We start from the raw sequence: 14,122 nt of genomic DNA on the forward strand, positions 1-14,122 counted from the left end.
CCACGCCATCCTGGCGCTGCGTATTGGTAACAGACATCCTCGCCTCCCGAGATATGCCGCGCGCCGCGCGGCCGTCATCGCCATGCACCACATCAGCGCGGCGCACAGAGACCGTCGCCGTCGCATGCTTGCGCCGGCGGCGTGAATTTCGTCATTGCGGGGAAGCAAGGCGTCTCTTGCGAACGCCGTTATCCGTTGCCGATCATGCGACGCGGGCCGCCTCGCATCATAACGATGCGAGGGCCGACACGCGCAGGCCGGTCAATACGCGAAACTGATTGGCGTGCCGCCGCGCGGATGCGCGACCGTACCCATTGGCACGCCGTAAATCGCGCCGAGCGTCTTTTCGTCGATCAACTCCGGCGCGGTGCCGCTTGCGAGCAGGCGGCCGCCCTTCAGCGCGATCAGGTCGTCGCAGAAACGCGCTGCCATATTGACGTCGTGCAGCACGACCACCACCCCTAAACCGCGCTGCTGACTCAGCGTGCGCACGAGATCGAGCACTTCGATCTGATGCGCGATATCGAGCGCGGAGATCGGCTCGTCGAGCAGCAAGCACCGGCTGTCCTGCGCGACCAGCATCGCGATCCATGCTCGCTGCCGCTCGCCGCCCGATAGGTTGTCCACAGCGCGATCCGCGAAACGCGTGATGTCGGTGAGCTCCATCGCCTCATCAACCTTCTCGCCGTCGACGCCCGTAAAGCGCCCGAGCGCCCCATGCCACGGATAGCGGCCGAGCGCCACCAGTTCGCGCACTGTCATGCCGCTCGCGGCGGGCTGCTGCTGGGGAAGATAGGCCGCCTGCCGGGCAAACTCGCGATTCTCCCAGTCGCGCAACGGGCGGCCCGCGAAACGCAGCGCGCCCGCCGTCGGCGACTGTTGACGCGCTAGCAGTTTGAGCAGCGTCGATTTGCCCGATCCGTTGTGACCGATCAGGCCGCACACGCGTCCTTTCGGCAGCGTGAGCGCGAGCGGATGCAACAGCACGCGCTCGCCGATGCAAAACGACACGCCGTCAAGTTCGTACATCGGCTCGCCGTGCGCGACGCCCGCGGAAATAACGGATGGATTGCCATTCATGTGCGTTGACATCCTGATCAGTTATAAGCGGACGTGAGGGTCGCCGCGTGCGCGGCGCCGGAGGCGTCCTCGACTATCTGGCCGAAATCGAGCTTGACGAAGCGCTCGGCGAGATGGAAATAGCGGTCGTCGTGCGTGATGACGAGCACGGTCTTGCCCTTCGCTTTCAGCTCGGGCAGCAGGCGCTTATAGAACACGTCCTTGAAGAGCGGGTCCTGATCCGCGGCCCATTCGTCGAACACATAGAACGGCCGGTCCTCGAGATACGCGACGACGAGCGCGAGCCGCTTGCGCTGCCCTTGAGAGAGATCCAGCGTCGAAAACTTGCCGTCCTTCACGCTGACCTTGTGATCGAGTTGAAGGTCGACGAGCAGTTGCTGCGCGAGCGCGTCGAGTCCATCGGTGTGCATGCCGAGCAGCGTGTCGAACAAAAAGAAGTCGCTGAACACGACAGAGAAATGCTGACGGTAAGCATCGCGCCGCGCTTCGTCGATGGGCTCGCCGTTCAGCAGCACGCGTCCGCTCTCCGGCACATACAGACCGACCAGCATCTTCGCGAGCGTGGTCTTGCCGCTGCCGTTGCCGCCGATCAGATAGACGAGTTCGCCGCGCCGGAACGTGAGATTGACTGGCCCGAGGGTGAACACCTCGTTTTCCTTCTCGCGGAAGTAGCGGTGCGTGGCACCGTCGAGCGCAATGGTGTCGAACGATGCGGCAACGGGCGGCTCGAGCATGACTTCACGCGGCAGTTCAGCGTTGACCTGCTCGATGCGTTCGAGCGCAACGCGCGCCGAGCTGAGGCTCGGAATCGCGGAGAGCACCGCTTCTATCGGCATGATCATGTAGACGAACACGATCGCATAACCCGACATCACGTGCGGATCGACCTTGATATAACGCGCGAATACGAACAGCGTGAGCCCGATGAACGCGAACAGAATGAAGTTGCCCCAACTCGACGCAGCCGCGTACAGCATATAGCCGCGGGTTCGCTGCACACGCACCGCCTCGACGTTGCTTGCGAGCGTGTCTTCAACGAACGCGTGCTTGCGGGCGCGATGCAGCTTCAGTTCCTTCGCGCCGTCGAAGAGCGCGCGGAAGTGCTTGACCAGATCGTCCTCGCGTTTGCGCGAGGCGCGCAGATGAAACATTGCGCGGTTGTGCGCGTAGCGAAAGCCCGCCATCCCCAATACGATGGTCACGATCCCGACCAGCAGAATCGGCCACGACATATAGCCGAGATACGTGAGACAGCCGACTATCACCGCGCTTTGCATCGCGAGCGACGGCAGGCTTACGAAAAACACCACGATGGTGTCGAGATCCTGCGTGAGCACCGCAAGCGATTTCGCCGCGCCCTGCTTTTCCAGGTGGGCAAACGCGGCATCTCCGATCCGACGAATCGTGCGCATGCGCAGCGTCGCCTTCGCCTGCTGGCCGAGCCACATGAACAGCGACTGCGCAAGAGCGCGCATTGCCAGCACCCCGAGGCCGACCGCGAGGAATTGCCAGCCGAGGCGAGCGAGCCCGTCCGGCGTCGCGACGAGCGCCTGGTTGATGAGCGCGAGCAGCGCGGCATTGCCGAGGCCGCCGAGCACGCTCGCGACGAGCGCCGCGGCGATCATCCAACGCGACTTGCTGACCAGTTGCAAAAGTACCGACATGAATCTCCTTTTCGTTGCAGCGTGAGAGCAAGAGGACCGCGAGCCGGCTCATGCCAGCGAATGCCGTGAGCGTCACGCAGATATCCTCGCGCGCCGGCCGCGTCAGTTATCGGTGCCTCGCGCAGCGTCTCCATGCGCGAAGGTTCTTTCGTGTTCGTTGCGCGCGTCGTGCGGTGCCACGTGACGGCGCGCCTGCGCGGACTGCGCGTCGGCCGCCGACATCTCGCGCGCCTGCGCGCGGCGTTTCAGGAACGGGCAGCGCTCCTCGATGGGCGCGTTGGCGTCGTCGAGAAAGTACTGCTTCCATTCGAGATTGCCGGGGTCGCCATAAAAGCCGAGATCGGGATGCGCGGGGATCTCGTCCCATGTTTCGAGACGCTTGCGCACCTGACTGCGAGCCTCACGGCCAATCACCTTGTTCGTGATGGTATCGACAAACACCGAACGCGGCTGAAACAGCAGCACCATGCCTGGACCCAGGTTGCGGCTATGGCGTGCGCGAAACGACGGGCACGCGCACACGACGAACATCTGCACGCCCGCATACGAGAACTCCCATGCCTCGTCCATCGGGTCGGGCTGCTGGTCGGCCGCCGGATCTGGATCGACGTCGTGCAACCGTTGCAGAATGCCCCAGAAGAATGTTCGGTAGGCATCGTGCGTAAGCGGTTGCCGGTCCGGCTCGAAAAATACCGCGATGTTGTTTCTCCTGTACTCGGGCTGCACGGCAAACTCCGCGAAGGTCTGCATCGTCGCGGGCAAATCGCGCAGATCGCGGCCGTTGACGAACGAGTAGAACATCTCGCCGCGCCGCTCCGCCATCGTGCCGAAAAAGCACGGATATGCCGGGTCGAGCACCTGCTCGCGCAGCGTTGCATACGAAGCGTCCAGCCACGCGGGCGCGGACACCGCCGCGCCCTTCGCCCTGCCGGCAATGATCCGGCTCTTCCAGTCGCCAACCTCGAATCGATCGGCCTCTGCGATAGCACTGTTGCCTGCTTGCATCGTTCGCTCTCTCTCCCTGACCCACAGTTGTGCGCGTCGAACGCGCGAGGCATCCCAGACCGCTGGCCGGGACGTCGATGCTGCTGTCGTGGGGGAAGAGGCGCATTTGTTGTCGATCTTTGCCGTTAGCGCCCGCATCGTGCTGCCGATTCGTTGTCGATCTCGTGCTATCAGGTCGAGGCCGCCATCGGTAGATCGAGCTCGGCGACGAGAGCCTCGACCCACTCGTCGGGAATGATCGGCTGGTGGTACGTGCATTCATCGGATACGACCGTCGAGCCGTGCAAACGGCCATCGGGAATCAGCACCATATCGCCTTTGTGCATCGAGAGCTGCATGCCGACGTTGCCCCAGAACAGCATGTCGCCCTCCTCGATCGTGACAAGACGGTGATCGTTGTGGACGTGCGTTGTGGAACACATTTCATGCGGCTCGACAAACGTCTCGCGGTCGATGCCGGGACACTCGGCGTCGATACGCGAACTGATGCGATGCGCAAAGGCCATGTAGTCGCGAATCGACGACAGCCAGCGCAACTGCTCGCCGAGATCCCAGCGCCCGCGCTCCGCGAGCCGCTGGCCTGCGACGATGCCCTGCACGCACTGAGCGCGCGCCGCGTCGCCGAAGCTGTCAACCATGCGCTGCAGCGCACGCGCGCAGCGCTGCTCCAGTGCCGCTTTCAACGCGACGGCATCCGCGGGGCCACGGCCGGCCGGTTGCAGATGGGCGCAAGCGCGTTCAAGCGCGAGACCGAACGCGAGCCATTCAGCCTCGGCCGCGAAGGCCGCGCCGACCAGGCCGAATGCGCGGTCGGGACGGCGTGCCAGTGCATACAGCAGATTGCATTTCGCGATGCTCGTCGGCAGATAGAACTGCCAGTAGGCGTGCTGCCTGCGCGCGATACAGCTTGCCGCGGCGACCCGCTCGAAGAGCGCGTCGTCAGGCAACTGGCGATGAAGACTCGGGCGCTCGTCGGGCGCAAGCATGTCGAAGAATCCACTTGCGCCGGCTCGCGCGAGCGCGCGGCGCTTCGATACCGCCAGCGCCCAGCGCTGCACCATGATGAAACGCAGCCCTTCGTCGAGGTAGTCGTTGCGCATGAGCCGCTCAAACGTGGCGCTCCAGAATGCGAGTTCCTCATCGACGATATGCGTCAAGCGCGCGCTTGCGGCGTCGATGCCCTCGCTCGTATCGACGTCCTTCGCCAGGTATTCGAACGCGTAGGCTTCGAGAAACGGCGCGATCTGCGCTCCGAGCACGCGCGTGTCTTCCCGATAGAAATCGGCAAAGCGTTGCCAGTCGGCCGGCTCGCTGCTTGCCGGCGCGCGCGCGACGTCGAGCTCGTAGATCGACATCAGCGTGCGCCCGGACGCGAGCGCCGGAAGACGGCTTACGTTGTGCTGGCGCACGGGCTTCATGAACTTGAGAAAATCGAAGTCCTCGGGACGCAACGGGCGGCGATGAAAGTCGTCGTCGAGCAGCAGTTCCTCGACAGTCGCGCTGCGAAACGGCTCGGCCGCCGCGAACTGTTTGATCAGCGCGACGTAGCGCTCGCTTTGGCCAACGAACGGCGAGAAATCGAAGATCGGCAGCGAAGCCTGGCTCATGATCATTCGGTCCTTATCCGGGTTGCCTCAGTACTGCGAGTGATGGTTACGAAGCGCACGGCGCGAGCTATTCACGCAACGGTTCCGTCATGCCGCGACGCCTTGCATGCTGTGCACGCCTCGCGCCTGTTGCGCTCGCTGCGCATGCTCAGCGAGCGCTTTGGCAACGACTGCGAGTACCGCTTCGCGCGCCGTGTCGATGAAGAAATGCCCGCCGTCGAACCAGTGAACCGCGCATACGCCACGCGTCTGCTCAGCCCAGGCATCGACATCCGTATGGGCGGCCGTGGCAGGATCGTCGCGGCCGACGAACACGTCGATCGGACAGTCCAGCGCGGCCGACATGCTCCGCACTCCTGCGGCCGGCGAGCCATGTAACATCGCGGCGCCCGCAGCGGCCCGCGCCGCGATATGTGCCGGATGCGCGCCGCACAGATGAAAGTCGGCGCGCAGCAGCGGCAACATGAAGTCGACGAAATCCGCGTCGTCAAGTAGTTCGGCAGGCGTGCCGCCGCGTTCGCGCAGACACGCAATCATTTCGTCATGCGAACAATCCAGCCAATGCGCTTCGTGATTGCGGCGCACGGGCGATATCGTGGCCGACGCCCCGAACCAGACCGGAGCGCGCTTGCCGCGCTCGCGCAGCGCGTGCATCAGTTCAAGGCCCACGAGCGAGCCCATGCTGTGGCCGAACAACGCAAACGGAGCGCCGCTGTCGATTAGTGCGAGGAGTTCATCCGCGAGTTGGGCGATGAGCGCGGGCCATTCGGTGTGCGGCGGCGTGGACCGGCGCATACCGTGGCCAGGCAGTTCGAGCGTGCGCACCTGCACGAATGACGGCAGCCGATGCTGCCAGTCCCGATAGAGCGCGACGCTGCCGCCCGCGTGCGCGAGACACACGAGCGTGAGCGCGTTCGACGCGTGCGGCGGACGATTCGACGGGGTCATCTGTTGGACGCCCGCGGATCACGCATCGATGACGCCTTCGGCCGCCGCGCTCTCGGCCATCGCCTGCCGCAAGCTCAGCGGACGCATGTCAGTCCAGACTTCGTCGATCCATTGCAGGCATTCGTCCTTTTTTCCCGACTTGCCCGCTTCGCGCCAGCCGGCGGGGATCGCTTTGTAGTCCGGCCAGATCGAATACTGTTCCTCATGATTTACAACGACAACGAAGTTGCTGTTTTCGTCACCCCAGCTCATCGCGGCTCCCGAATGAAGTTGTGTGCGTCTGTTTGATTGATGAAAGCGCCGCGCTGCTCTTCCGCGCAATGCGCCGCCGATTGCCTTGGTTACCTCGATTCGCCTGCCATTCGACATGCATCTAAATGCGAATCATTTCCATTAAAATCTACTCGCCGGCTGCGACGCATGTCAAGCTCTCTCTCGCTTCGATTCAGCGCCGAGGTGCTACCGCTGCCCGATGTGTTGTCACCGAATTCCGGGCGGGGCTGTTTAGGGCAAGCACCCCTGCTCACAGCGCTATGCGAACGGGTTATTGACGGCCCATTCATGCGCCGGGCACTGCCCCGAAATCAACCTACGGTCGACGAAGCGGACGTGCGCAGCAATCGAAACGCAGCTTAAGCTAAAAGCTTTCATCAGACAAGCAAATAAGAATCATTTGCATTATCGCGCGTTTATGGCGATCATCTATCGGATAGAAACTCGAGCCGACCGTCATGGACACCTCGCAGATCCGCCGCAGCGACCACACTGCTTCGCCGCCGCAACAAGCGTTCTTTGACACGCTGCTCTCGCGGCAGTCGTACTGGCCGTTGGCCGCGCCGGCGCCCAGCGGTACCGAGCTAGCCCTGATCTTCGATGCCGCGATGCGAGCGCCGGATCATGGAGCGCTGCGTCCGTGGCGCTTCGTGCTGATTCGCGACGACGCGCGCGCCGATTTCGGCGATGTTCTGGTCGATATCGCGGCGCGACGCGATCCGGCAACGCCCCGCGCGGAGCACGAGCATCGCCGGCAACTCGCGTACACGGCGCCGCTCGTGATCGTGATCGCCGCGGCGCCGTCTGCGGACTCGCGCATTCCGGAATCCGAACAATTGCTTGCGGTCGGCGCGGCCGCGATGAACATGCTCAATGCGATTCACGCGCTCGGTTACGGCGGCTTCTGGGCAACGGGCGCCGACGCGTACGACGCAAACCTGCGAGCCGCGCTCGACTTCGAGCCGTCCGAGCGCGTGCTGGGTTTTCTGTTTGTCGGAACACCGAGATCTCGCGAGCATCCGGTGGTGCGGCCACCGCATTCAATCTACGTGCGTGAGTGGTTAGGGCGCGCGTCTGTTTGAAGGTATTCGGCCAGGCAGCTGAGCGAGGTCTCGATAAAACGGTGCTCGACTTCGTGCCGACAGGCGGCAATCACGACACGAGCGGCAATGTCACGCACACTTCCAACCCGCCGCATTCGCCGTTGCGAAGCGCGATATCGCCGCCATGAGCGCGGATCACGGCTCGCGCGGATGTCAGCCCGAGACCCATGCCGCCTGTGCTGCGGTTTCTCGATTGCTCAAGGCGAAAGAACGGCGCAAATACCTGTTCGAGCGCGTGAGCCGGAATGCCGGCGCCGCGGTCGCTGACCGTGAAAACCATATGCGTCTCGCAACAGTTTAGTTGCAACTCAGCGCTATGGCCGTATTTGAGCGCATTGTCGACGAGGTTCATGCAGGCGCGCCGCAACGACGATGGCCGCCCGTTGAATGGCAGGCGATCGGGACCGGTGTACGAAACAGGCTGCCGCTGATCGCTATAGTCGTCGGTGATGGTGCGCAGTAGTCCGGCGAAGTCGAAAACCGTGGCCTCTTCGTCCTTGTAGTCGTCCCGGAAGAAAGACAGGGCCGAGTCCGCCATCGCCTGCAAGTCGTCGACATCGCGAAAGAGACGCGCCCGTTGATCGTCGTCTTCGATGAACTCTGCGCGAAGCCGGATCTTTGTGAGCGGGGTACGCAAATCATGCGACATCGCGGCGAGCATCATCGTCCGGTCCTCGATGAACTTGCGCAATTGCGCCTGCAGCGAGTTGAACGCCGCAATCGCCGCGCGTAGTTCTCGCGGCCCGCTTTCGCGTACCGGACCCGCGCGCGGATCGCCACCGATCCGGCGAAGCTCCTGCGCGAACTGCCTGATCGGCTTGGAAAGGAAATAGGTGGCCAGGACGGAGGCCGCAAGAATCGACAGTGCCACACATCCCAATGCGACGGCAACCTGCGAGGGTTGCAACAGCCCCCAGTCGCGATGCGTGGCGATAAAAACCACCCAGCTGCTATCGCGCAACTCGACAGCCAGAAAGTAGGCATGCGGATGGGCAGCGCGATCGAACGTGATTGCGCGAGAGAGCGGATCGTCGGAGCTGAAAAACAGCCGGCGACGCTGGCGGCCTTCTGTCAAAAACCACCTGGCCATATCCGAATTTGCATCGAGGGGTTGCTCCGCTGCGAGGCGACGGGCGACCTGCGAAGCGGCCGGATACCATGCGCCCTTACTCGATTCAATCTGCACTGCGCCCGCCAGTCGCGCGCGCTCGGCCGCCGACGCTGCATCGATCATGCGCACCGTGTCGTCCGCCCGATCGAGCAACGCGGTCTCGGTCGGTGTCGGACCTGCAAGGTGGTTAAAGAGCACACTGAGAACGAGCACGCCGATAATAGCCGCGCCGACCGTAAGCGCGATCCGCCACGCGATCGTATCCGGCGGACGGAGACCGGCCCTCATCCGCGTCGAACCATCGGAGTGAACATATAGCCGCCGCCTCGGACCGTGCGAATAACGGAAGGCGTATCCGGGCCGGCGTCGAGTTTTCTGCGCAAACGGCCCACCTGCACGTCGATGCTTCGATCGTAGACTTCATGCGACGAGCCGCGCGCGAGATCGAGCAATTGATCGCGCGTCAGTACTCGTTGAGCATGCTCGGCAAACACGAGCAGAAGATCGAACTCGCTACTGGAAAGAATAGTCAGCGTATGATCCGCGGAACGCAGTTCGCGCCGCGCAATATCCAGACGCCAGCCCGCAAACGAAAGTACTGGCCTCGTGGCCGTACCCGCGACTGCGGCCTCCGCCTGCGTCGTTCTACGCAGTACGGCCTTGACTCGCGCGAGCAGTTCGCGTGCATCGAATGGTTTGACCAGGTAGTCGTCAGCGCCCATTTCCAGGCCCACGATCCGATCGACATGGTCGGCCACCGCAGTGAGCATGATCACCGGCACTTTCGATGCCGCGCGTATCCGCCTGCACAGGCTAAAGCCGTCTTCGCCCGGCAGCATGACATCCAGAATCACGATGTCGACGTGCTGAACCTCCAGCGCCGCAAAAAGGCTCTGGCCGTCGGTCGCAATGCTCACTTCGTGGCCGTGCTTGCGAAAAAATCCGGTCAGCAAGGACCTGATGTCCTCTTCGTCGTCGACCACCAGTACGTGCGGCATATAAGTCATTCCCAATGCTAACCTGAGGCGGCTTACCGCTTGATGTCAGCCGTTCGTCGTCAATATTTCAGCGCGGACACATTGTATCGACGCGGAAAAATAACGCACATCATGCCGTTGAATCTCCTGAGTAATCTCGGGCTCCCCGACTGGAGGTTCGTGAATGGCAATGTCATCGAAATCGGCGCATGGCGAAGGCGCCTGTGTCTCAAAGTTTTTGCAGACCGCATCGGCAGCTATCGCGAGAAAAGACCGGCAGCGCAAATACCGGATGCTGTTGGCCACCGCCTCGCTTTTTTTGAGTGCCGGTATCGTTCGCGCGCAGAACGTGAACAATCCCGAAGGCTCCGGCTTCACGGTCCTGAGCAAGGCGACCAATGTGACCCATTGGGGACTCGGCGCCGGTGTGGGAATCGAGCCATCGCCGTACAAAGGCGACAGCGCGCGCATCACGCCGATTCCGCTCTTCTACGTCGATAACAAATGGATCAGCGCGTTTGCTACGACGCTCGATCTCAAGGTCGGCCAATGGAACGATGTCAGCTTGGCGTTGCGTGGCCGAGTCGGCATTCTCGAAGGCTATAAGGCATCGGACGCGCCGATTCTGAACGGCATGCAGAACCGCGACAGCGTCACGTTCTGGTATGGCCCGGCGCTCGGATGGCATTCGGGATTCGGTACGCTGACGGCGAGCTATCTGATCGGCGGAAACAAGGGACAGCAGGCCGCCGTTGAATTCAGAAAGACGTTCGAATCCGGGAAATGGACGATCGAGCCGCATGCCGACGCGAAGTGGCTGAACAGCAAATACGTCGACTACTACTATGGCGTGATGCAATCAGAGGCGCGAGCCGGACGGCCTGCGTATGACGGGAAATCCACAGTGAACGCCACGATTGGAACACGGGTTGCTTACCAGATGACGCAGCATCAGTCGGTGAGCCTCGATTTGCAGGTAACGCATCTCGGCAGCGCAATCTCCGATAGTCCGCTCATCGGCAAGCGCTTCATTCCCGCAGCCCGCCTCGGCTACATCTATCAGTTCAAGTGAACCAGGCACGTTGCGCGGATCGGACGCTTCATGCGGCTCGATCGCCAGTATCCCAATGCGGCCTTTCCGATAGCGGGCCGCAATTCGCTCGTACAATTAGAAGGAGCAATCCGATGCTGTTTGGCGTATCTAGCACCCGGCCGACCTCGTGGACGGAGCCTCACGATTGCGCGGAAAGCGGCTCCGCGACCGGGCAGAATGCTATTGGCCGGACTATGCAGACAAAGGGGATCGTTGGGTCGTCTGCCCGTCAGGATGTTCTCGCGGGCTGGAGAACCTGCGGTTCTGATCCGAATGAACGACGTCCGTTGCGCTGCCGGGACTTCATCGAGATCACGGATGTGACGGCAGCGATCCAACAGAACATCCTGCTTCGCAAGAAGCTTCGCGAAGCGCGGCAGGAAGTGGACATTCTGATTGAGGCATTGGAATACGCGAGGCGAATCAGCGCCGCATGATGTAGACAGACGAGTAACGCGGCGCCCCATCGGCAGAATCGGTTCAGTGCCCTTTCGAATGCACGGCGAGCAATTCGCGGTGGCGTGCTTCGGTTTCGTCGTCGGCGGGGAACATGCATTCGAGGCGGAGTTCCTGTGTCACAACGCTCTGCGGTGCACCAACGGTCGTCACCATCGAGAAATATCGAAGGACGACGCCATCGCTGATGAAATCCATTGGAATGACGGGCATCGTGGGCGCGGCGGGCGGCCCGTAATGTGTCTTCCAGTCGCGCGGCACGTCTGGGTACGCAAACAGTTCGTCGAGCAGACGCCGGGTGCCGGCGTCGACCATGTGACCGACCGATTCTCGATACACACGTTGCAGCAAGCATCGCGAAACGGTGTCCCAATCGGCCACGAATGGCCGCATCCCCTGCGGATCGAAGATCAGATGCAGCATGTTGCGCGGACCTTCACGCGCGGCCATGTCGATGAAACAGTCGAAGAAGCGCGGCGCTGCGTCGTTGGTCATCAGAACGTTCCAGTGGCGATCCATCACGATCGCGGGAAACGGCTCATGCTGGCGAACGACTCGTTCGAGCGCGCGGATGACGCTGTGCATCTCCTGTGCGTTCCACGGCGCCTCTGAATACAAGGGCGCGTAGCCCGCCGCGAGCAGCAGGGCATTGCGCTCGCGCAGCGGCACATCGAGCGTCTGTGCAAGCGTCAGCAACGTGTCCCGTCCAGGCACGCTACGCCCGCTTTCGATGAAACTGATCTGACGCTGCGAGATGCCGGCCTCGAGCGATAGTTCAAGCTGACTCACACCACGCACGTCCCGCCAATAGCGCAGCAGATCACCGAGTTCGACCGGCGGCGCTTTCGGATCGGGGCGGGTGGCATTCATCGAATTTTCCCAATTTACGTGGACGGACAATGATGACTCATGGTGCGGGCGCATGCCAGGCGAACTCCTCGAACTGCGCTTCGAGCGGCGGGTGCGTGACGCTGCTCGCGTAGTTCGTCATCGTCGATGCAGCCACCACGGCAATCACCTCGAGTATCTGCTCGGCGCTGAACCCGGCTTCCAGGAAGCGTTTCTTGTCAGGTTCGGCCAGGCGGCCGCGCTTTTCTATCAGCGTGCGAGCCAATGCCGAACACGCGGCCAATCCGGCGTCGTTCGGCAACACACCGTGCCGGATCGCGTCGACATCGGCAGGCCGCACGCCCTCCTTCAACGCGAGCGCCGTATGAAACGCGACCGGCCATTCGCTTGCGTTCGCCACCGCATTGGTCAGCAACAGCGTCTGAATCTGCGGCTCGGTCAGACTGCTCGCATGCACGCGCTCGAACAAGCCGATGAAACCGTTGATCAACGTCGGCGATACGGCCATCTTTGCGGCGATGTTCGGGATCATGCCGAACGCCTGTTGCAGTTGCTGAAGCACGGGCTTTGATTGCGCGGGAGCCGATTCGATCGTGTAAAGAGGATAGCTGGACATGGTATCTCCGTGGCCGTGAGCGCGACCGGAATGGAAGCGCGACAGCCGAAGAGTAGGCGCGGTCGTTCGTTACGCCAACTACATCGGATGTAATCGACGCTGCGAAGCACGGGCGGCGTGGTGCGAAATCGTAATGCGGCACGAGCGGGGATCGGGCCGCGTCCTGCCTTGCTGTATCGCGCGCTCGTGGCCGGCCTGAACGGATTGGTGAAGATCGTCCCGAGAGGAACAACGGCCGCCGCGAGGCGAATTTTGCGCAAACGACGTCTACCGCGTCGCGCAACGCGGTAGACGCCCATACGAGCGTCGCTCAGGAGACCATGATTCAGTGCGGGGCGACTTGCCAGCTGAGAACGGGGTGGGAGGCTCCGGGCAGCGTCACCCACACGCCGTTCGGGCCGAAGTCCCAGCCGGAAAAACTTTTCGGGTCGCTCATCTGAGCGGTAGTGAGCCCGTTCGATGCCGGCAGATTGCCGCCGCTCGACGGTTGACCCGTCGTCTGGATGTCCCAGTAAACGTCGCCGCCAAGATCGCCGCAGCCGGCGCAGATACCTCCTGCTCTCCCCGACGCTGCGACCACCCTTCCGGACGCAAACGACTGCGTGATCGTGCCGGTGTTCCCAACGAACGAGCCGACGAGTCCTCCCGCTGAACCGTGCGAGCTAAGTCCGGAGACCGGACCGGTGGCATACGACTCGGTGATCGTCCCTTTGTTACCGACAACCAGCCCGCCGGCAGCGCCATCCGCCGTAACGGTCGCGCTACTGCCCGATCGCGCGATCAACCCGAAGTTGGTCGCGACGAGCCCGGCGAACTCGTTGCCAAGGTTTCCCGATGCAATGGCCCCGGATGTAAACACGTTGGCAATCGTTCCGTGATTTTCAATGGCCAGTATCGCGGCCCCGTTAGGGAAGTAAAAAAGCGCCTGGCCGACGTTCGCGTTGACGTTCAGGTCGCGCACGACGCCGTTTGGACCGATATCGCCAAACACCGCGACGTAGGTCGGCAAAAGGTTTGAGATCGTATGCCACATACCGTCGAACTGCCCGGTGAACGACGTGCCGGCAGCGAAACCAAGCGTCTGGAACGTGGAATTGCCAGCGTCGAGGTCTTTGCCTAACGCGTAGTTGCCGGCAAGATTGTTCTCNATCTTCTGAAGGTCGGTGAGCGAGTTGACGAGCTGGTAGCCGGTTATCTGCGTCACGAGACCGCTGTACAGCGGCGCGAGCCAGGCCGGGTTAGCGACAAGCGTGCCTGCGCTAAAGCCGCCGTTCATATCGTAAAGCGCGCTGACGATGCCTGTGCTCTTCGACCAGTCGATCGTGCCGCCGTTGATTACG

General features: G+C 62.4%; 13 protein-coding genes. 3 read left to right on the forward strand and 10 right to left on the reverse strand.

Annotation, left to right across the window (positions count from 1 at the left end):
* Positions 1-261: 261 nt before the first annotated feature.
* From F759_RS0115020 to F759_RS0115045, 6 genes are all read right to left on the reverse strand, one after another.
* Positions 262-1,080, reverse strand: coding sequence for an ATP-binding cassette domain-containing protein (locus F759_RS0115020; protein WP_027800574.1), 819 nt, complete (start codon positions 1,078-1,080; stop codon positions 262-264).
* Between the two features lie 17 nt (positions 1,081-1,097).
* On the reverse strand, positions 1,098-2,744 hold the full coding sequence (locus F759_RS0115025) for a cyclic peptide export ABC transporter (RefSeq protein WP_027800575.1): 1,647 nt from the start codon (positions 2,742-2,744) through the stop codon (positions 1,098-1,100).
* Between the two features lie 102 nt (positions 2,745-2,846).
* Positions 2,847-3,749 carry a YqcI/YcgG family protein gene (locus tag F759_RS0115030; RefSeq protein WP_027800576.1) on the reverse strand — a complete coding sequence of 301 codons (903 nt, stop codon included), beginning with the start codon at positions 3,747-3,749 and terminating at the stop codon, positions 2,847-2,849.
* Positions 3,750-3,919: 170 nt separating this feature from the next.
* Positions 3,920-5,356: a cupin domain-containing protein gene (locus F759_RS0115035; protein ID WP_036024462.1), complete on the reverse strand. Its 1,437-nt coding sequence runs from the start codon at positions 5,354-5,356 to the stop codon at positions 3,920-3,922.
* 87 nt (positions 5,357-5,443) lie between these two features.
* A complete protein-coding gene (locus F759_RS0115040; protein WP_027800578.1) occupies positions 5,444-6,304 on the reverse strand; it encodes a thioesterase II family protein in 861 nt (286 codons plus the stop codon).
* An 18-nt stretch (positions 6,305-6,322) separates the two neighbouring features.
* On the reverse strand, positions 6,323-6,556 hold the full coding sequence (locus tag F759_RS0115045) for an MbtH family protein (RefSeq protein WP_027800579.1): 234 nt from the start codon (positions 6,554-6,556) through the stop codon (positions 6,323-6,325).
* Positions 6,557-7,035: 479 nt separating this feature from the next.
* On the opposite strand from F759_RS0115045, the gene F759_RS0115050 reads away from it, so the two are divergent.
* The gene (locus tag F759_RS0115050) at positions 7,036-7,659 is read left to right on the forward strand and encodes a nitroreductase family protein (RefSeq protein ID WP_027800580.1); all 624 of its coding nucleotides are present in this window, start codon (positions 7,036-7,038) and stop codon (positions 7,657-7,659) included.
* A gap of 70 nt (positions 7,660-7,729) precedes the next feature.
* Here F759_RS0115050 and F759_RS0115055 read toward each other — a convergent pair whose 3' ends face one another.
* Together F759_RS0115055 and F759_RS0115060 are read right to left on the reverse strand one after the other, a co-directional pair.
* Positions 7,730-9,079 (reverse strand): sensor histidine kinase, encoded by a 1,350-nt coding sequence (locus tag F759_RS0115055; protein WP_027800581.1) that lies wholly within the window; start codon positions 9,077-9,079, stop codon positions 7,730-7,732.
* Positions 9,076-9,789, reverse strand: coding sequence for a response regulator (locus F759_RS0115060; RefSeq protein ID WP_027800582.1), 714 nt, complete (start codon positions 9,787-9,789; stop codon positions 9,076-9,078). Before F759_RS0115060 ends, F759_RS0115055 begins: the two co-directional genes overlap by 4 nt.
* Positions 9,790-9,952: 163 nt before the next feature.
* Between F759_RS0115060 and F759_RS0115065 the strand changes: the two genes are divergently transcribed.
* Both F759_RS0115065 and F759_RS0115070 read left to right on the forward strand, forming a co-directional pair.
* Positions 9,953-10,840, forward strand: coding sequence for a MipA/OmpV family protein (locus F759_RS0115065; RefSeq protein ID WP_244438828.1), 888 nt, complete (start codon positions 9,953-9,955; stop codon positions 10,838-10,840).
* A 113-nt stretch (positions 10,841-10,953) separates the two neighbouring features.
* Positions 10,954-11,298: a hypothetical protein gene (locus tag F759_RS0115070; RefSeq protein WP_027800584.1), complete on the forward strand. Its 345-nt coding sequence runs from the start codon at positions 10,954-10,956 to the stop codon at positions 11,296-11,298.
* Positions 11,299-11,341: 43 nt separating this feature from the next.
* Here F759_RS0115070 and F759_RS0115075 read toward each other — a convergent pair whose 3' ends face one another.
* Together F759_RS0115075 and F759_RS0115080 are read right to left on the reverse strand one after the other, a co-directional pair.
* Positions 11,342-12,187, reverse strand: coding sequence for a helix-turn-helix domain-containing protein (locus tag F759_RS0115075; RefSeq protein WP_027800585.1), 846 nt, complete (start codon positions 12,185-12,187; stop codon positions 11,342-11,344).
* Positions 12,188-12,224: 37 nt separating this feature from the next.
* Entirely contained in the window at positions 12,225-12,782 is a 558-nt protein-coding gene (locus F759_RS0115080; protein WP_027800586.1) for a carboxymuconolactone decarboxylase family protein, read from the reverse strand.
* Between the last annotated feature and the right edge of the window lie 1,340 nt (positions 12,783-14,122).

This window comes from Paraburkholderia dilworthii, from assembly GCF_000472525.1.
Classification (GTDB): Bacteria; Pseudomonadota; Gammaproteobacteria; order Burkholderiales; family Burkholderiaceae; genus Paraburkholderia; species Paraburkholderia dilworthii.

What these genes read in the sequence shown, in the direction of transcription:
- F759_RS0115045 (WP_027800579.1), bottom strand. Translation starts at nt 6,556, where the DNA reads ATGAGCTGGGGTGACGAAAACAGCAACTTCGTTGTCGTTGTAAATCAT.
- F759_RS0115065 (WP_244438828.1), top strand. Translation starts at nt 9,953, where the DNA reads ATGGCAATGTCATCGAAATCGGCGCATGGCGAAGGCGCCTGTGTCTCA.
- F759_RS0115070 (WP_027800584.1), top strand. Translation starts at nt 10,954, where the DNA reads ATGCTGTTTGGCGTATCTAGCACCCGGCCGACCTCGTGGACGGAGCCT.
- F759_RS0115050 (WP_027800580.1), top strand. Translation starts at nt 7,036, where the DNA reads ATGGACACCTCGCAGATCCGCCGCAGCGACCACACTGCTTCGCCGCCG.
- F759_RS0115035 (WP_036024462.1), bottom strand. Translation starts at nt 5,356, where the DNA reads ATGAGCCAGGCTTCGCTGCCGATCTTCGATTTCTCGCCGTTCGTTGGC.
- F759_RS0115080 (WP_027800586.1), bottom strand. Translation starts at nt 12,782, where the DNA reads ATGTCCAGCTATCCTCTTTACACGATCGAATCGGCTCCCGCGCAATCA.
- F759_RS0115030 (WP_027800576.1), bottom strand. Translation starts at nt 3,749, where the DNA reads ATGCAAGCAGGCAACAGTGCTATCGCAGAGGCCGATCGATTCGAGGTT.
- F759_RS0115060 (WP_027800582.1), bottom strand. Translation starts at nt 9,789, where the DNA reads ATGCCGCACGTACTGGTGGTCGACGACGAAGAGGACATCAGGTCCTTG.
- F759_RS0115020 (WP_027800574.1), bottom strand. Translation starts at nt 1,080, where the DNA reads ATGAATGGCAATCCATCCGTTATTTCCGCGGGCGTCGCGCACGGCGAG.
- F759_RS0115055 (WP_027800581.1), bottom strand. Translation starts at nt 9,079, where the DNA reads ATGAGGGCCGGTCTCCGTCCGCCGGATACGATCGCGTGGCGGATCGCG.
- F759_RS0115075 (WP_027800585.1), bottom strand. Translation starts at nt 12,187, where the DNA reads ATGAATGCCACCCGCCCCGATCCGAAAGCGCCGCCGGTCGAACTCGGT.
- F759_RS0115025 (WP_027800575.1), bottom strand. Translation starts at nt 2,744, where the DNA reads ATGTCGGTACTTTTGCAACTGGTCAGCAAGTCGCGTTGGATGATCGCC.
- F759_RS0115040 (WP_027800578.1), bottom strand. Translation starts at nt 6,304, where the DNA reads ATGACCCCGTCGAATCGTCCGCCGCACGCGTCGAACGCGCTCACGCTC.